Origin of the sequence: Streptomyces sp. NBC_00090, assembly GCF_045160815.1 — a bacterium.
Classification (GTDB): Bacteria; Actinomycetota; Actinomycetes; order Streptomycetales; family Streptomycetaceae; genus Streptomyces.
On sequence record NZ_CP108224.1, the window covers coordinates 7015258 to 7033616 of the forward strand.

Consider the following 18359-nt stretch of genomic DNA (forward strand, 5'->3'; position numbering starts at 1 on the left):
GCGGGACACCGGAGCAGAACCTGTATCGAAGATGTATAGCCCCCGGCCGGACAGTGATCCGGCCGGGGGTTCTTCGTGTTCCCGAACCGGCGGCACAACCGGTCGAGACGAGGAGAGACAGATGACCGCGCAGACACTTGCCTTCACCGTGGAGCGCGAGAGCGGCAGCCCCGGCGTCGTCGAGCTGATCGGCAAGGACTCCGCCCACCTGAGGGAGAAGCTCCGCACGCGCGGCGCCCTGCTGCTGCGCGGCTTCGACATCGGTGGGGTGGACGGCTTCGCCGACCTCGTACGGGCGATGTCGGGGGAGCCGCTGGCGTACTCCGAGCGGTCCTCGCCGCGCTCCACCATCAAGGGCAACGTCTACACCTCGACGGACTACCCGCCGGCCGAGGAGATCTTCCTGCACACCGAGAACTCCTACCAGGCGTCCTGGCCGCAGCTGCTCTACTTCCACTGTGTGCGCGAGGCCGAGACGCTCGGCGCGACCCCGCTCGCCGACACCCGCGAGGTGCTGCGGCGGATCGACCCGGCCGTCGTCGAGGAGTTCGAGCACCGCGGCTGGACGGTCGTCCGCAACTTCCACGAGGGCTTCGGCGTCGAGTGGCGGCACGTCTTCAACACCGAGGACCGCGCCGAGGTCGAGGCCCACTGCCGGTCCAAGGAGCTGGAGTTCGAGTGGACCGAGGACGGCGGCCTGCGCACCCGGGGCGTCCGCCGGGCCGTGCACGTCCACCCCGTGACCGGCGAGCGGGTCTGGTTCAACCACATCACCTTCTTCCACAACTCCACGCAGGCCCCGGACGTCCGCGAGGGACTGCTGGAACTGTTCGGCGAGGGCGACCTGCCGAGCGACACCTTCTACGGCGACGGCGGGGTCATCCCCGACGAGGTCACCGCCCATCTGCGGGACTGCTACCGGGCCGCCTCCACCCGCTTCGACTACCGCACCGACGACGTCCTCGTCGTCGACAACATGCTCGCCGCGCACGGCCGGGAGCCCTTCACGGGGCCGCGCCGGATCGCCGTCGCCATGGCCGAGCCGTACAGCCCGGGTCGGCGGGTGACCGCGTGAGCGCCTGGTTCCGCACCTTCGTGCCGCGCCCCTCGGCGGAGATCCGGCTGATCTGCTTCCCTCACGCGGGGGGCGCCGCCAGCGCCTACCGGGGCTGGGCCGAGCTGCTGCCGCCGTCGATCGAGGTGACCGCCGTCCAGTACCCGGGCCGGCAGGACCGCATCATGGCCGACCCGTCGCCCGACATGGCCACCCTGGTCCGGGAGATCGCCGAGGAGATCCGTCCCCTCCTCGACCGCCCGGTGGCCTTCTTCGGGCACAGCATGGGCGGCACCGTCGCCTACGAGGTCGCCCGCGCCCTGCCGCGCGAGCTGCGGCCCGCCCTGGTCCACCTCTTCGCCTCGGCCCGCAGGGCGCCGGACGACTGCGAGCCCCTCGCCGCGGAGTTCCGCGGCGACGAGGGCATCCTGCGCTACGTCACCGGCCTCGGCGGCACCGCGGGCAAGCTGATCGCCCACGAGGAGCTCCGCGACCTCGCGCTCTTCGTACTGCGCGCCGACTTCCACCTCATCGACACCTACACCCACCGGCCCGGCGCCCCGCTGGTCTGCCCGGTCACCGCGATCGCCGGCTCGTACGACACGGCGTGCACGCCCGCCGACGCCGCGGCCTGGGCGCGGTACACCACCGGCGGCTTCCACCTGCGCGAACTGCCCGGAGGCCACTTCTACCTGGAGAGCGCGCCGGAGAAGCTGACGGCGCTGCTCACCGACACGCTCGTGCCCGCCCCGGCCGCCCGCTGACGTCTACCACACCCCAAGGAGCTCCCCCCCATGGCGAACAATCCCTTCGACGACCAGGACGGCCTCTTCCACGTCCTGGTCAACGGCGAGGAGCAGCACTCCCTCTGGCCGGTGTTCGCCGAGGTTCCCGAGGGCTGGACGGTGGCGCTCGCCGAGGCCGGGCGGGCCGCGTGCGTCGACTACGTCGTCGAGCACTGGACCGACCTGCGTCCGCTGAGCCTGCGCCGGCCGGTGGCGGGGCCGAACCATGGCTGACCCCGGCGGCCGTCTGCCGCTCTCGGCCGCCCAGCGCGGCATCTGGTTCGCCCACGACCTGGACCCGACCGGCCGGCGCTACAACGTGGCCGAGTACAAGGAGATCCACGGCCCCCTCGACCTGGAACTCCTGTCGGCCGCCTGGTCCCGGCTCGTCGCCGAAGCGGACATCCTGCGCGTCACCCGCGTCGAGCGGGACGACACCGGCCTCCACCAGGTGCTGGAAGCCGCTCCCGGCACCCGCGCGCTGCGCCTCCTCGACCTGAGGGGCGCCGCCGACCCGTGGGCCGAGGCCCGTGCCTGGATGGACGAGGACCTCACGACACCGGTCGACCTCACGGCCGGAGACCTCTTCACGGTCGCCGTGCTCCGGCTGGCGCCCGAGCACTTCCTCTACTACCAGCGCTACCACCACATCGTCCTGGACGGCATGTCGGCCGCCCTGCTCGACGCCCGGCTCACCGAGCTGTACGCGCAGGCGCTGGCCGGCACCGCCTGGGAGCCCGGCCCCTTCGGGACCCTCGAGGAGGTCCTCGACGAGGACGCCGCCTATCGCGCCTCGCGGGCCGCCGCCGACGACACCGCGTACTGGACCGACCGGCTCGCCGGACTCGAGGACACCCCGCGCATCGCCGAGGGGCAGGACACCCCGCGCATCGCCGAGGGGCAGGACACCCCGCGCATCGCCGAGGGGCAGGACACCCCGCGTATCGCCGAGGGGCAGGACACCCCGCGTATCGCCGAGGGGCAGGACACCCCGCGCATCGCCGAAGGACAGGACACCGGCCGGCAGCCGGCCGGCGTGCCCTTCGTACGGCGCAGCGTGCGCCTGACGGCGGCGGAGGCGCGGCGGGTGCGCGAGGTGGCCCGAGCCTCCCGGGCGCCCTGGTCGATGCTGATGATCTCGCTGGTCGCGGCCTATGTGCACCGGGTGTCCGGCAAGGGCGAACTGGTGCTCGGCCTGCCGGTCACCGGCCGCACCACCGAACTGACCCGCCGCACCCCCGCCATGACGTCCAACGTCGTCCCGCTGCGCCTCGACGTCCGCCCCGAGCTGAAGGTCGGCGAGCTGGTCGCCGCCGTCCGCTCCGAGGTGCGCGCCGCGCTCGCCCACCAGCTGCCGCGGTACGAGGACCTCTGCCGTGACCTCGCCGGCGGGGACTCGGCGCGCCGGATCGCCGCCCCGATGGTCAACATCATGGCCTTCGCGCCCGACCTGGGCTTCCTGGGGCAGCCCGGCGTCCAGCACAACCTGAGCAACGGACCCGTCGACGACCTCTCCATCGGCATCTACGACCTGGGGGAGGAGCAGGGACTCCGGATCGACTTCGACGCCGCTCCCGGCGCCTGCGACATCGAGGCCGCCGCCGCCCACCAGGACCACTTCCTGCGTTTCGTGCACGCGGCGCTGGCCGGGCCCGAACTGCCGGTCGGCCGACTGGATCTGGTCTCGGGACCGGAGCTCCGGCAGCTGATCTCCGGCTTCAACACGCCGGACGCCGAGGTGCCCGCCGAGGACCGCACACCGGCCGCGCTCTTCGAGGAACAGGTCGCGCTGCACCCCGACCGGATCGCCGTCACCCACGGCTCCGAGTCCCTGACGTACGCGCAGCTGGAGGAGCGGGCCAACCGGCTCGGCCGGCTGCTCGCCGCCCGCGGAGCCGGCCCGGAGAGGTACGTGGCGGTCGCCCTGGAGCGCTCGGCCGACCTCGTGACCGCGCTCCTCGCGGTCGTCAAGACGGGCGCCGGCTATGTGCCGCTGGACCCGCACTATCCGGCCGACCGCCTCGCCTACATGCTGGAGGACGCCGCCCCGGCCCTCGTCGTCACCACGAGGGCGGGCGTCGACGGGCTGCCGGGCACCGGAGTGCCGCTGCTCGTCCTGGACGCGGCGGACACCCGGGCCGAGCTCGCCGCCGCCGACCCGGCCCCGCTGACGGACGCCGACCGGACGACCGCGCTCACCCCCGGCCACCCCGCCTACGTCATCTACACCTCCGGCTCCACCGGCCGCCCCAAGGGCGTGGTCGTCCCGCACGGCAACGTGGTGCGGCTCTTCACCGCCACCGACCACTGGTTCGGTTTCGGGCCCGAGGACGTGTGGACCCTCTTCCACAGCTACGCCTTCGACTTCTCCGTGTGGGAGCTGTGGGGCCCGCTCCTCCACGGCGGCCGCCTCGTCGTCGTACCGCACGCCGTGAGCCGCTCGCCGCAGGAGTTCCTGACGCTCCTCGCGGAGGAGCAGGTGACGGTCCTCAACCAGACGCCGTCGGCGTTCTACCAGCTGATGCGGGCGGAAGCCGAGCAGCCGGCGGGCGAACTGGCTCTGCGCCGCGTGGTGTTCGGAGGCGAGGCGCTCGACCTGGGCCGACTCGCCCCCTGGCAGCGGGCCCATCCGGAGGCCGTGCTCGTCAACATGTACGGCATCACCGAGACGACCGTGCACGTCAGCCACCTCGCGCTCGACGAGGACGCGACGGCGGGCCAGACCCGCAGCCTCATCGGCCGGGCCATCCCCGACCTGAGGATCTACGTCCTCGACGCGGCGCTGCGGCCCTCGCCGGTCGGCGAGCGCGGCGAGATGTACGTGGCGGGCGCGGGGCTCGCCCGCGGCTACCTCGGCCGCCCCGACCTGTCCGCCGACCGGTTCGTCGCCGACCCCTTCGGCGAGCCCGGCTCGCGCATGTACCGCACCGGCGATCTGGCCCGGTGGCAGGCCGACGGCGGCCTCGAGTACCTGGGCCGCGCCGACCACCAGGTGAAGATCCGCGGCTTCCGCATCGAACTCGGCGAGATCGAGAGCGTCCTGCTCGCGCTGGAGAAGGTGGCGAGCGGCGCCGTTGTCGTCCGCGAGGACCGTCCGGGCGACAAGCGCCTGGTCGCCTACGTGGTGCCCGCGCCGGGCGCCGCCCTCACCGACGGGGAGCTGCGCGGCGCGCTCGGCGCGGAGCTGCCCGCGCACATGGTGCCGGCGGCCTTCGTCACCCTCGACGCGCTGCCGCTGACCGTGAACGGCAAGCTCGACACCCGCTCGCTGCCCGCTCCGGCCACCACCGGCCAGGGCTCGGGCCGGGCGCCCGCCACACCGCGCGAAGAGGTGCTGTGCGCCCTGTTCGCCGAGGTCGTCGGGGTCGTCCGGGCCGGCGCCGACGACTCCTTCTTCGACCTGGGCGGCGACAGCATCATGGCCATCCAGCTGGTGTCGCAGGCCCGCCGGGCCGGCCTGGTGCTCAGCCCGCGCGAGGTGTTCCGGCTGCGTACCCCCGCCGCCCTCGCCGAGGCCGCGACCGAGCTGGACACCGAACCGGCCGAGTCCGCCGGCGCGGGCCTCGGCGCCCTGCCGCTGACCCCGGTGATGCGCTGGGCCGACGGGCGCGGCGGCCCGCTGGACGGCCACAACCAGTCGATGGTGCTGCGGGTGCCGGCCGAACTGACGCTGCCCCGCCTCGTCGACTGCGTCCGGGCCGTGCTGGACCGCCACGACGCGCTGCGGGCGCACCGCACCGACCGGACGCTGGTCGTCGGGCCAGCCGGCTCCGCCGACGCCGCCGCGGCCGTCCGCCGGGTCGACGCGTCCGGGGCGGACGAGACCGCACTGGACGCGCTGGCGGACGCCGAGGGGCGGGCCGCGCTCACCGCGCTCGCACCGCGCGAACCGGGCGGAATGCTCCGTGCCGTCTGGCTCGACCGCGGCCCGGAACGAACGGGCCTGCTCGTCCTGGTCGTCCACCACCTGGTGGTCGACGGCGTGTCCTGGCGGGTGCTCGCCCCGGACCTGGCCCAGGCGTGGGACGCCGTGTCCCGTGGGCGGACCCCCCGGCTCGACCCGGTCGGGACCTCGCTGCGCACCTGGGCCCACCGGCTCGCCGACGCGGCCGTCTCGCCCGAGCGCGAGGCCGAACTGCCGTACTGGAGAGAGGTGCTGGCCCGTGGCGCGGCGCCGCTGGCGGACCGCGCCCTCGACCCGCGGAAGGACACCCTGGAGACGGCGGGCCGGCTGACCCTGCGCCTGCCCGCCGAGGTGACCCACGCCCTGCTCACCGCCGTACCGGCCGCGTTCCACGCCGAGGTCAACGACGTCCTGCTGACCGCCTTCGCGCTGGCGTACCGGCGCTGGCGGGGCGACGGAGGGCCGGTGCTCGTCGACCTGGAGGGCCACGGTCGCGAGGAGGCGGCGCTCCCGGGCGCCGACCTGTCGCGCACCGTGGGCTGGTTCACCAGCGTGTACCCGGTGCTGCTCGACGTCCCGGCCGACGCGGACGGCGACCCCGGCGCCGCCCTGAAGGGCGTCAAGGAGCAGCTGCGGGCCGTCCCCGGCAAGGGCATCGGCTACGGCGTGCTGCGCCATCTGCACCCGCGGTTCGGCGCACAACTCGCCCCGCTCGGCGACCCCGAGATCGGCTTCAACTACCTGGGCCGGTTCTCCGCGCCCACCGCCGCGGCCGACTGGGCGGTGGTCCCGCGCCTCGGCGACGGCATCCCCGGGGGCCTGCCCGGCATGCCGCTCGGACACGTCCTGGAGCTCGACGCCCTGACCCAGGACGGTCCCGGCGGACCGGAACTGGTGGCGGCCTGGAGCTGGGCCGGCGGACTCCTCACCGAGCCGCAGGTGGCCGAACTGGCCGCCCTCTGGTTCGAGGCCCTCGCCGAACTGGCCCGCCACGGCACCCGACCGGGCGCCGGTGGACGCTCCCCTTCCGATGTCGCCCCGGCCGCCCTGACCCAGGGCGAGATCGAGTTCCTGGAGCGGCGTCGGCCCGCCCTCGCGGACATCCTGCCGCTCTCACCGCTCCAGGAGGGCCTGCTCTTCCACAGCCTCCAGGCGGGCGACGGCGACATCTACACCGCCCAGCTCCAGCTCGCGCTGAGCGGACCGCTCGACGCGGCCAGGCTGCGCCGCGCCGCCCGCGACGTGCTGGCCCGCCACCCCCACCTCGGCGCCGAGTTCCACCACGAGGGCCTCGGCCGGCCGGTGCAGACCGTGCCGGGCGCGGTCGGGACGCCCTGGTCCGAGGCGGACCTCACCGACCTGCCGGAGGAGGAGCGGAGTCCGGCCGCGGACGCCCTGGCCGCCGCCGAGCGCGCCGTCGGCTTCACCCCCGACGAGGGGCCGCTGCTGCGCTTCACTCTGGTCCGCACCGGCCGGGACAGCCACCGGCTGCTGCTGACCAACCACCACCTGCTGCTCGACGGCTGGTCCATGCCGGTGCTCGTGCGCGAGCTGCTCAGCCTGTACGCGGCGGGCCCCGGCCCCTCGCCGCTGCCCCGGGTGCGTCCGTACCGCGACTTCCTCGCCCATCTCGCCGAGACCGACCGGCAGGCGGCCCGCGCCGCCTGGAGCCAGGCGCTCGACGGGGTCGAGGAGCCCACCCTGGTCCGCCCGTCGGACCCCGGGCGCACCCCGACGGTGCCCGAGCGGCTGGAGTTCAACCTTCCGGCGCCCGTCGCCGACGCACTCGCCGGACGGGCCCGGACGGCGGGGCTCACCATGAACACGGTGCTCCAGGGCGCCTGGGCGCTGCTCCTGGCCCGGCTGACCGGCCGCGACGACGTCGTCTTCGGCGCCACGGTCTCGGGCCGCCCGGCGGAGCTGCCCGACGTCGAGTCGATGGTCGGCCTCTTCATCAACACCGTTCCGGTACGGCTCCGCCTCGACGGCGGCGAGTCGCTCGGGGCGCTGCTGGAGCGGATGCAGCGGGAGCAGTCCGCGCTCCTGGGCCACCAGCACCTCGGGCTCGCCGAGATCCAGCAGCTCACCGGTGTGGGCGCGCTGTTCGACACCGCGATGGTCTTCGAGAACTATCCGCTGGACGTGTCCGCGCTGGCCGCCGCCACCGCCGGCTCGGGCCTCGTGCTCGACGGGGTGGACGGCCACGACGCCGTGCACTACACCCTGGGCATGGTCGCCCGGCCGGGCCCCGACGGGCTGTGCTTCCGGCTCGACCACCAGAGCGACCTGCTCGACGCCGAGCAGGCCCGGGGCGTCGCCGACCGGCTGCTGCGGGTGCTCACCGCGATCGCCGAGCGGCCCGGCACGCCCGTCGGCCGGCTGGACGTCCTGCCGCCCGCCGAGCGGGAGCGGCTGCTGACCGGCTGGAACGACACCGACGTGCCGGCCGCGGCGAAGCCCCACACGATCCCGGGGCTCTTCGAGGCTCAGGCGGCCCGTACGCCCGACGCCGTCGCGCTGGTCCACGGGGACACCGAGCTGACGTACCGCGAGCTGAACACCCGCGCCGACCGGCTCGCCCGACTACTGGTGGGGCGCGGCGCGGGCCCCGAGCGGTTCGTCGCCATCGCCCTGCACAGGTCCGTGGAACTGGTGGTGACGCAGCTGGCCGTGCTCAAGACGGGCGCCGCGTTCGTCCCGCTGGATCCCGGCTACCCGGCCGACCGGCTCGCCTACATGCTGGCCGACTCCACCCCCACCCTGGTCGTCACGAGCAGCGCGGTGGCCGCCAGGCTGCCGCGGTCCGAGGCGCCCCTGCTGCTGATCGACCGCACCGCGTACGACCACGGCTCGGGCCGGGGCCCGACCGTGGCCCGCGACGCGGACCACCCGGCGTACGTCATCTACACCTCGGGCTCCACCGGCCGCCCCAAGGGCGTCGTCGTCACCCACCGCGGCATCGCCTCCATGGTCGCCGGACAGCGGGCCGGCCTCGGCGTCACCCCGGAGAGCCGGGTCCTGCTCTTCGCCTCGCCCAGCTTCGACGCGGCGGTGTGGGAGCTCTGCATGGCCCTGCTCACCGGAGCCCGCGCGGTCCTCGGCGACGCGGACCGGCTGCTGCCCGGCCTGACGCTGGCCGCGCTGATCGCCGAGCACGGCGTCACCCACGTGACCCTGCCGCCCTCGGCGCTCCCGGTGATGCCCGAGGACGGCCTGCCGCCCGGCTCCACCCTGGTGGTGGCGGGCGAGGCGACCGCGCCCGACCTGGTGGACCGCTGGTCCCGGGGACGGCGCATGGTCAACGCGTACGGCCCCACCGAGTCCACGGTCTGCGCCAGCATGAGCGACCCGCTGGCCGGCCCGGTGCTCGCGCCGATCGGCGGCCCGATCGCCAACACCCGGATGTACGTGCTCGATCCGCACCTCCAGCCGGTACCCGCCGGCACCCCCGGCGAGCTCTACCTCGCCGGCTCGGGGCTGGCCCGCGGCTATCTGGGCCGCCCCGACCTGACGGCGGACCGCTTCGTCGCCAACCCGTTCGGCGGGCCCGGCGCGCGCATGTACCGGACCGGCGATCTGGCCCGGTGGCGGGCCGACGGCACGCTCGACTACCTCGGCCGCACCGACCACCAGGTCAAGATCCGCGGCTTCCGCGTCGAGCCCGGCGAGATCGAGTCGGCGCTCACCGCCCACCCCGGCGTCGAGCAGGCCGCCGTCCTGGTCCGGGAGGACCGGCCGGGCGCGAAGCGGCTGGTGGCGTACACGGTCGGCCAGGACGTGGGGGCACCGGCCCTGCGCGCCTTCCTGGGGGCCTCGCTGCCCGACCACATGGTCCCCGCGGCCTTCGTGGCGCTCCCGGAGCTCCCGCTGACCGCCAACGGAAAGGTGGACCGCAAGGCGCTGCCCGTCCCGACGGCCGCCACCGCCGAGGGCGGCCGGGCGCCGGCGACACCCCGCGAGAGCCTCCTGTGCGGCCTCTTCGCCGAAGTGCTGTCCCAGCCGGGCGCGGGTGCCGACGACTCCTTCTTCGACCTGGGCGGCGACAGCATCACCGCCATCCAGCTGGTCTCCCGGGCCCGTGCCGCGGGGCTCTCGCTCACCGTGCGGGAGGTGTTCGTGCACCGGACGCCCGCCGCGCTGGCCTCCGTGACCGCGGAGACCGGCGAGGAGCAGCGGCCGGCGGACGCCCCGTACCTCGAAGGGCCGTTCCCCGGCCTGGAGGAGGAGACGGAGCTGCTGACGCGCTTCGACCCCGACCTCGTCGACGTGCTGCCGCTCACCCCGCTCCAGGAGGGCTTCCTCTTCCACTCCCTGCTCACCGGCGACGACGGCGACGACGGGGACGGCCACGACGTCTACACCACCCAGCTCGCCCTCGACCTGGAGGGCCCGCTGGACGCGGACGCCCTGCGGGCCGCGGCGGAGCGGCTGCTCGTCCGCCAGCCCGCGCTGCGGGCCGGCTTCCGGTACGACACGGAGCGCCCGGTGCAGGTGGTGCGCGCCGGGGTGGCACTGCCCTGGCTGACGGCCGACCTCGCCGCCGAGGACGACCGTACCGCCGCTGCCCGCGCCCTCGAACTGGCCCGGAGCGAACGCGCGCACACCTTCGACCCGGCCGTCCCGCCGCTGCTGCGGATGGCGCTGATCACCCTGCCCGGCGGTCGGCACCGACTGATCCTGACGGCCCATCACATCCTGTGGGACGGCTGGTCGGTACCGGTCCTCGTCGAGGAGCTCTTCACCCTGTACGCCGAGCGCGCGGGCGACAGCACCCTGCCCCCGCCGCCCCCGCTGCGCGCGTACCTGTCCTGGCTGGCCGGACGGGACCGCGCCGCGGCGGAGTCCGCCTGGCGGGCGGCGCTCGCGGGACCCGCGGAGCCGACCCTGGTCGCGCCCGAGGCCGCCGAGGAGGAGCCGCAGCCGCAGGAGTCGGTACGGACCGAGCTGCCGACGGAGCTGACCGCCCGGCTCGGCGCGGCCCTGCGCGGGGCCGGACTCACCCTCTCCACGGCGGTCCAGGCCGCCTGGGCCCTGGTCCTGGCCCGGCACACCGGCCGCGACGACGTGCTCTTCGGCTCGACGGTCTCCGGCCGGCCGCCGGAGGTGCCGGGCATCGAACGGATGGTCGGCAACCTCATCAACACCGTGCCCGTACGCGTCCGGCTGGATCCGCGCGAGCCGCTGGGCGGACTGCTCGCCCGGATCCAGGAGGAGCAGACCGCGCTGCTGCCCCACCACCACCTGGGCCTCGGTGACATCCAGCGGCTGACCGGGAACGGGTCGCTCTTCGACACCACGACCGTCGTCAAGAACACCCCGCTGGACCCCGCCACGCTGCTCGGCCGCGCCGGCGAGGGATCGGACGGACTGCGGCTGACCGGCGGGGACAGCGAGGACGCCACCCACTATCCGCTGCGCATGCAGGCGGTACCGGGACTGGACTCCACCCGGCTGGGACTGCACCTCGGCTATCTTCCGGACGTCTACCGTCGCGAACAGGCGCAGGCCCTGCTGGACCGGACGGCACGGATCCTGGAGGCGGTGGCCGACGCACGACAGACCCTGGTGGGCGAACTCGAACCGTCGCCGGTGGGCGAGCTCGAACCGTCGCCGGCCGACGGGAAGTGCCGAACCGGCCTGAACACAGCGGTGGTTCGTCCCACCGGCACGCGATCACTTGATAGGTGTTGAAGCATGCAGAACAACCAGTTAGTCAGGCTCGAAGAGGTCAGCAGGGTCTACGCGGCCGGCTCGGCGGCACAGGTGCGCGCCCTGGACGGCATCTCCGTCGGCTTCGAACAGGGCACCTTCACCGCGGTGATGGGCCCCTCGGGATCGGGCAAGAGCACCCTGCTCCAGTGCGCGGCGGGGCTCGACCGCCCCGACGCGGGACAGGTCGTCGTGGACGACGTCGATCTGGGCCCGCTCACGGAGAAGGCCCTCACCGAACTGCGCCGGGACCGGATCGGCTTCATCTTCCAGGCGTTCAACCTGCTCGGCGCGCTCACCGCCGAGCAGAACGTGGGGCTGCCGCTGCGGCTGGCCGGCCGCAGGCCGGACACGGCCGAGGTACGGGCCGCGCTGGCCCGGGTCGGGCTCGGCGAACGCGCCGGGCATCTGCCCTCTCAGATGTCCGGCGGCCAGCAGCAGCGCGTGGCCGTCGCACGGGCCCTGATCACCCGCCCCAAGGTGCTCTTCGCCGACGAGCCGACCGGGGCCCTGGACAGCAGCTCCAGCAGGACCGTCCTGAAGCTGCTGCGCACCCTCGTCGACGACCGGGGCCAGACCACCGTCATGGTCACCCACGACCCCGTCGCCGCCTCGTACGCGGACCGGGTCCTCTTCCTCGTCGACGGCCGCGTCGCCGACGAGATGCCCGAGCCGACCGCGCAGCGGGTGGCCGAGCGCATGGCGCGCCTGGAGTCCGACCGGGAACCGGACCTCGAACCGGCCGCGGAGCCCGTCCGGATCGACGGTGGCCGCTGATGGGGATCACCCTGCTGCTGCCCGTGGCCGTCGCCACCCTGCGCAAGCGGTGGCTCGGCTTCGCCGGTTCCTTCGTGGCCCTCACCCTGGGCGTCACCCTGATCGCCGCGACGGGACTGCTGGTCAGCACCTCGGCGGGGCTGGTGAACGACGACCCGTCGGCGCCGTCCCTGAAGAAGCTGCTCACCTTCATGGCGGGCATGTCCGGCTTCGTCTCCGTCTTCGTCGTCGCCTCGACGTTCGCGTTCGCGGTCGCGGGGCGGCGCCGGGAGACGGCGCTGCTGCGGGCGGTCGGCGCGACCCCGCGCCAGGTCAGACTGCTCGTCCTCGGCGAGGCGGTCGTCGTCTCGCTGGCCGCCTCGGTCTGCGGCGCGCTCCTGGGCCTGGCCGTGGCACCGCTGTTCGCCCGCTGGCTGGTCTCGCGCGGTGCGGCCCCCGAGGGCTTCGCCGTCGAGGCCGACGCGGGACCGCTGCTGATCGCCGCCGCCGTCGAGGTGACGGTGGCGGTGGTCGGCGCCTACGCGGCGGCCCGCCGCGCCGGCCGGGTACGGCCGGTGGAGGCGCTCGGCGACGCGGCCGTCGACGGCCGGGTGATGACGCTCGGCCGCTGGCTGTGGGCCGTCGGCTACCTCGCCGTCTTCGGCACCGTGCTGGCCGTGTTCATCACGATGCCGCCCGGCACGGACCAGGACCCGCAGCTGCGCGACCCGCAGAACATGCCGGTCTGGTCGCTCCTGATCGACGTCATGGCCATCATGGCGGTCGCCCTCTTCGCGCCGCTGCTGATCCCGCTTCTGGTACGGCTGCTGACGCTGCCGGTGCCGCTCGCCTCGGGGGCGGTGGGCCTGCTGGCCCGGCAGAACGCCCTGGCGTCCGTACGGCGCACGGTCTCCACCGCCACCCCGATGTTCCTGGTGATCGGACTGACCGGCACGGTCGTCGGCTCGACGCTGACCTTCGGCGAGGCCCGCACCCTCCAGTCGCGGGAGGCGCTTAGCGCGCGGTACGTCGTCGAACCCGTCGGCGGCTCCACCCTGGCCCCCGGCACCGTGGAGCGGCTGCGCGCCCTGCCCGGCGTGGGCACCACCACGATCCGTACGACCTGGTTGGACGGGCTCGCCGGCGGCACCGGTTCCGGCTCCACGGCCTCGGGCACGATCTCCGCGACCGCCGTCGACGGTGACCCGGCCGCCACCTGGCGGCTCCCCACCGAGGCGGGCTCGCTGGACGCCCTGCGGGGAGCCTCGGTCGCCGTGTCCGGCTCGCTGGCCGAGGCCAACGGCTGGCAGGTCGGCGACCGGCTGGACACCACGCTCGACGACGGCACCCCCGTCACCCTCGCCGTGGTCGCCCTGGTCAAGACCCCGCTGAACCTCTCCGAGGTGCTCCTGCCGTACTCCGTCGTCGCCGGGCACCTGTCCGGCGAACCCCAGCCCACCACCGCCTTCCTCACCACCCCCGAAGGAGCCGCGGCACCGGACCCCGTCCCGGGCGCCAGGATCACCGCGACGGACGCGTGGGGCGGGGCCGACGACGCGCGGTCCCGCTCCGACTGGATCGCGATGACCGCCATCCTGGGACCGGCCCTCCTCTACGCCCTGATCGCGATCGTCAACACGATGATGATGTCCACCGGCGACCGGCTGCGGGACTTCTCCACGCTCCGGCTCACCGGCGGCAACGACCGCCAGGTGCTCGCGATGGTGGGGGTCGAGGCGGTCCTGACGGCCGCGACCGCCACCGCGCTGGCGGTGCTGGTCACCACCGGCACCCAGGCCGCCACTTTGACGCTGATCGGGAACCGGGTCCTGGAGTCCGGCCCCCCGCTCCCGCTGAGCCTGCCCTGGTCCGCCCTCGGCGGCGCCGCCGCCGCCGGCCTCGCCCTCGCGCTCCTCTCCAGCCTGGTGCCCGCCCGCCTGGCGCTGCGCGCTCGGGCCCTGGACCTGGCGGCGGCCCGCCAGTGAGGCCTCCCGCGCCCCGTACCCCGCACCCCGCACACCCGCGTACGCCCGCCCGTCCGAGTCGAACCGAGCCGAAAGAGGACCGACGATGAGCTTCGCCACGCTCACCCCGTACACCCCCACCGCCCCGACTCCCTTACGAAGAGGCACCGTTCTGCTGGCCGAGGAGCTGTCGCCCGCCACCGTCGCCGCGCTCGGCACGGATGTCGACGTGGTGCGCTGCGACGGCACCGACCGTGGCGCGCTGCTCATCGCGCTCGCCGAGGCCGACGCGGTGGTCGTCCGGTCCGCCACGACCATGGACGCCGAGGCCATCGCGGCGGCGCCACGGCTGAAGGTGATCGCCAGGGCCGGCATCGGCCTGGACAACGTGGACGTGGCCGCGGCCACGGCCGCGGGCGTCCTGGTCGTCAACGCCCCGACGTCCAACATCGTCAGCGCCGCCGAGCACACGATCGCCCTGCTCCTCGCGGTCGCACGGAACGTGGCCCCCGCCGACGCCGCGCTGCGGACCGGCCGCTGGCAGCGGGCCCGCTTCACCGGGGTCGAGCTGTCGGGGAAGGTCCTCGGCATCGTCGGCCTCGGCCGCATCGGCTCCCTGGTCGCCACCAGGATGGCCGCCTTCGGCATGGAGCTCGTCGCGTACGACCCCTACGCGGACGAGGAGGCGGCGGCCCGCGCCGGGGTCCGGCTCGTACCCCTCGAAACCCTGCTGGCCCAGAGCGACTTCCTCACCGTCCACCTGCCCAGGACCCCCGAGACCCTCGGCCTGATCGACGCCGGGGCGATCGCCCTGATGAAGCCGAGGGCCCGGCTGGTGAACGCCGCGCGCGGCGGCATCGTCGACGAGCAGGCGCTGTACGAGGCACTGGTGGAGGGCCGGATCGCGGGCGCGGGACTGGACGTGTTCGCCACCGAACCCTGCACCACGTCACCGCTGTTCGGCCTGGAGAACGTCGTGGTGACCCCGCACCTGGGCGCCGGCACGGCCGAGGCCCAGGAGAAGGCTGGCACCTCGGTGGCCGCCTCCGTCCTCCTCGCCCTGGTGGGGGAGCCGGTCCCCGACGCGGTCAACGGCTGACCGGCCGGCCCCCGCCACCACCACCCCACCGCGCACCGCACAGGCCCGCCCGTCACCGAACCAGGAGCACGCCATGAGCCCGTACACCCTCCAGACCGCCGAGCCGGACACCGCGGAGGCCGTCATCGCCGGCATGCGCGACCGCATCGACCTCCTCGACACGGAACTCCTCCAGCTGCTCGAACGCCGCCAGGCCCTCTCCGAGGCCGTCCAGGAGGCCCGGATCGCGGCGGGCGGCCGCCGTACCGAGCTGGGACGGGAGAACGCCGTCGTCGCACGCTACGCCGACCGCCTCGGCCGGCCCGGCGGGCGGATGGCGGTGGCCGTGCTGGAGTTCTGCCGGGGCTCGCTGGCGCGTCCGGGCGGCGCCCCGCGCTGACCCCCCGACAGCCGACAACCGACAGCCGACAACCGCCAGCCGACAGGCCCCCTTCCCCCGGACGTTCCGGGGAAGGGGGCCTGGTCCGTGGGGGTCAGCCAGCCTGCGCGAGCGTGGGACGCACGGGGCGCTCCACCGGCAGCGACTGGACGTGGAGCAGCAGCAGCGGGTGGAAGCGGAAGGCGTTGCCGACCGTGCCGCCCAGCGCGCCGGGCGAGCGGACCGGCTCCAGGAGCCAGCCGTCGGCGAGACGCTCCACCAGGTCCTCGGCCCGCCGGACGGACAGGCCGAGGGCGGCCGCCGCGGCGCCCGGGGTGAAGGCCCGCGAGCCGAGCGCCGAGAGGCGGGCCAGCACCTCGCTGCTCTCGGTGTCGGTGCGCCGCAGCCAGCGCGCCAGGCAACCGGCCACGTCCAGCTCCCCGAAGACGAGTTCGCCGAGCCGGGCCGGCTCGGCGGCCAGCCGCTGCGCGAGGCGCGTCACCGACCAGTGCGGGCGGGCGACGAGGCGGGCCCCGGCGATCCGCAGCGCGAGCGGCATCCCGGCGCAGTGCTCCACGATCCGTTCCGCGGCGGCTGGTTCGGCGGTGGTACGCGCCCTGCCGACCGTCGCGGTGAGCAGCGCGAGCGACTCGGCGCGGTTCATGGGACCGAGCGCGAGGGTGGCGGGGCCGGTCTCCGCGGCGAGGTGGACGTGCCCGGTGACCAGGACCGCGGAGTGCGGTCCTGTCGGCAGGAGCGGAGCGAGAGCGGCGCTCTCGGCGGCGTTGTCCAGCAGGACCAGGAGCCGGCGGCCCGCCGTGCGGGTGCGGTAGATCCGTACGAGCTCCTCCAGATCGCGGACCGTGGACTCGGGCGGCTCCGTGCCGAGCGCGCGCAGGAACCGTACGAGGACCTCGCGCGGGTCCTTGGGGATGCCGTCCGGCCCGGCCAGGTCGGCGTACAACTGCCCGTCGGGGAACTCGTCCCGGGCGGCGTGCATCGCGTGCACGGCGAGGGCCGTCTTGCCGACGCCCGCCATGCCGGTGATCAGGCAGCGGCGTGGTTCGGCGGCGGCGCCGGCCGGGCGGGGGGCGAGCAGTCGGTGCAGCACGGCCAGTTCGCGGGCGCGTCCGGTGAAGCCCGCGGTGTCGGGCGGCAGCATGAACGGCGACGTGTCGACCGGACCGCCATCGGCGGGCTCGTCGGCCGAGGCGTCCTCGGGGACCGCGCGCAGGAGCGGTGCTTCGGCGGACGACGCCTGCGCGGTGGCGCGGCGGGGCCCGGACCCCCGGCCGGCGAGCCCGCCGACGGTGGGACCGGCCGGTCCGCGCTCCGCACGAGCAGTGGCAGCGGCGCCGTCCGGGGCAGCGACACAGGCAGCGGCAGGAGCCGGGGCCGGGGCCGCCGACACGGCCACCGACGCGCGCTCCGCGGTCTGCGGGACGAGGTCCAGCGTGGCGCACAACAGGGCCTGGTGCGCGGCCTTCAGACCGCTGCCGGGGTCGACGCCCAGCTCGTCGGCGAGCACCGCTCGGCCCTCGTCGTAGACATGGAGCGCGTCGGCCTGCCGTCCGCACCGGTAGAGAGCGGTCATCAACTGGGCCCGCATCCGCTCACGCAGCGGGAAATCGGCCACCAGCCGGGTCAGTTCGGCGACGATCTGCTGATGCCGGCCCAGGGCGAGATCGGCCTCCATCCGGTTTTCCAGAGTGGCGGCGCGTCCCTCCTCCCATTGCGGAACTTCTTCTTCCGTGAGGAATTCGGTGACGTTCACCAGCATGGGGCCCTGCCACAATTCCAGCGCGTCACGAAGGAGAGTGGCGGATTCCGCGTGGCGGTTTTCCTGAAGCGCCTGCCGACCGAGGCGGTCGAGGCGTTCGTATTCCAGGATGTCGACGCGGCTGTCACCGGTCTTGATGGCATATCCCGGCGAGCGGCGTTCCAGGGTGACCTCGGGGTCCAGGAGCTTGCGCAGCCGGGAGACGTACGTGTAGATCTGCGCGCTCATCGTGGCCGGCGGCTCGGCTCCCCACAGGAGCCGACTGAGCCGGGTGTCCGGTACCACCCGCCCGCGGGCCAGCAGGAGGGCGGCGAGAAGGGTGTGCATCTTCGTTCCCGAGAGGGCGATGCGCGTGCCTTCGCGGGTGGCCTCGACCGGGCCAAGCAGCTGGAGGTCCATGGTTTCCTGTCGACGACGGGCCAGGGTGGGGGCTGTGGCCCCCACCCTGGCCGAAAGCCCTGTCCCTCCGATGTCGGATCGATTTCGGCCCCGCGCGGCTTGAATCCGGGTCGGCGAAACAGGACCGACATCGGCCCGACAGCGGCGCTCCATAGCGTCCTTTCCATCGCCCCGGACATGGTGGTGGCGAAATGGACCTGACGAGGAGAATCCGCATGTGTGGTACCCGCACCGTTCTCGCCCGCATCCTCTGCTCGGTGACCGCCGCCGTGGCCCTCACCGCGAGTTGTGCGGGCCTGGCTGCGGCGAACGAGCTGCCCGCGACGACCGCCCCGTACACCCCCACGGACGAGGTGCCGTGGACCGCGCTCGCCCCGGAGGACGAGGTGCCGTGGACCGGTCCGGTCCCGGGGCTGGTCGGCGCGTTCGTCGGGTTCGTCACGGACCTGATCGGCGACGGTGAGGTGCCCTGGACCTGAGCGTTCCCGGGTGGGTACGGAAGGCCCGGCGCCGCGCCCAGCGGTACCGGGCCTCCGTCGTGCGGCCACGGC

General features: G+C 74.6%; 9 protein-coding genes and 1 pseudogene. 9 read left to right on the forward strand and 1 reads right to left on the reverse strand.

All coding sequences use genetic code 11. The features are described from left to right. Window positions 1–121: 121 nt before the first annotated feature. From OG361_RS31240 to OG361_RS31275, 8 genes and pseudogenes are all read left to right on the forward strand, one after another. Complete coding sequence (locus OG361_RS31240) at window positions 122–1075, forward strand: TauD/TfdA family dioxygenase (RefSeq protein ID WP_405858827.1); 954 nt, start codon at window positions 122–124, stop codon at window positions 1073–1075. Continuing rightward, on the forward strand, window positions 1072–1818 hold the full coding sequence (locus tag OG361_RS31245; RefSeq protein ID WP_405858829.1) for a thioesterase II family protein: 747 nt from the start codon (window positions 1072–1074) through the stop codon (window positions 1816–1818). The genes OG361_RS31240 and OG361_RS31245 overlap by 4 nt, the downstream gene beginning before the upstream one ends. A 30-nt stretch (window positions 1819–1848) precedes the next feature. Then, window positions 1849–2073: an MbtH family protein gene (locus OG361_RS31250; protein ID WP_405858831.1), complete on the forward strand. Its 225-nt coding sequence runs from the start codon at window positions 1849–1851 to the stop codon at window positions 2071–2073. Next, window positions 2066–11434, forward strand: a complete 9369-nt coding sequence (locus tag OG361_RS31255; RefSeq protein ID WP_405858833.1) for an amino acid adenylation domain-containing protein — start codon at window positions 2066–2068, stop codon at window positions 11432–11434. The genes OG361_RS31250 and OG361_RS31255 overlap by 8 nt, the downstream gene beginning before the upstream one ends. A 3-nt stretch (window positions 11435–11437) precedes the next feature. Further along, the gene (locus OG361_RS31260; protein WP_405858835.1) at window positions 11438–12229 is read left to right on the forward strand and encodes an ABC transporter ATP-binding protein; all 792 of its coding nucleotides are present in this window, start codon (window positions 11438–11440) and stop codon (window positions 12227–12229) included. Next, entirely contained in the window at window positions 12229–14193 is a 1965-nt protein-coding gene (locus tag OG361_RS31265; RefSeq protein WP_405858837.1) for an FtsX-like permease family protein, read from the forward strand. The genes OG361_RS31260 and OG361_RS31265 overlap by 1 nt, the downstream gene beginning before the upstream one ends. Before the next feature lie 85 nt (window positions 14194–14278). Further along, window positions 14279–15265 (forward strand): annotated as a pseudogene (locus OG361_RS31270) (hydroxyacid dehydrogenase); the annotation flags it as partial. Then, window positions 15198–15650: a chorismate mutase gene (locus OG361_RS31275; protein WP_405862538.1), complete on the forward strand. Its 453-nt coding sequence runs from the start codon at window positions 15198–15200 to the stop codon at window positions 15648–15650. The pseudogene OG361_RS31270 and the gene OG361_RS31275, both read left to right, overlap by 68 nt. 94 nt (window positions 15651–15744) lie before the next feature. Here the strand turns inward: OG361_RS31275 and OG361_RS31280 are convergent, their stop codons facing one another. After that, complete coding sequence (locus tag OG361_RS31280; protein ID WP_405858839.1) at window positions 15745–17808, reverse strand: BTAD domain-containing putative transcriptional regulator; 2064 nt, start codon at window positions 17806–17808, stop codon at window positions 15745–15747. Window positions 17809–18023: 215 nt separating this feature from the next. Between OG361_RS31280 and OG361_RS31285 the strand changes: the two genes are divergently transcribed. Further along, the gene (locus OG361_RS31285; protein WP_405858841.1) at window positions 18024–18287 is read left to right on the forward strand and encodes a hypothetical protein; all 264 of its coding nucleotides are present in this window, start codon (window positions 18024–18026) and stop codon (window positions 18285–18287) included. The last annotated feature ends 72 nt before the right edge of the window (window positions 18288–18359 follow it).

Bases quoted from the DNA above. Each gene is read 5' to 3' on its own strand.
- OG361_RS31240 (WP_405858827.1), top strand. From the start codon at position 122: ATGACCGCGCAGACACTTGCCTTCACCGTGGAGCGCGAGAGCGGCAGC.
- OG361_RS31250 (WP_405858831.1), top strand. From the start codon at position 1,849: ATGGCGAACAATCCCTTCGACGACCAGGACGGCCTCTTCCACGTCCTG.
- OG361_RS31255 (WP_405858833.1), top strand. From the start codon at position 2,066: ATGGCTGACCCCGGCGGCCGTCTGCCGCTCTCGGCCGCCCAGCGCGGC.
- OG361_RS31260 (WP_405858835.1), top strand. From the start codon at position 11,438: ATGCAGAACAACCAGTTAGTCAGGCTCGAAGAGGTCAGCAGGGTCTAC.
- OG361_RS31265 (WP_405858837.1), top strand. From the start codon at position 12,229: ATGGGGATCACCCTGCTGCTGCCCGTGGCCGTCGCCACCCTGCGCAAG.
- OG361_RS31280 (WP_405858839.1), bottom strand. From the start codon at position 17,808: ATGGACCTCCAGCTGCTTGGCCCGGTCGAGGCCACCCGCGAAGGCACG.
- OG361_RS31285 (WP_405858841.1), top strand. From the start codon at position 18,024: ATGTGTGGTACCCGCACCGTTCTCGCCCGCATCCTCTGCTCGGTGACC.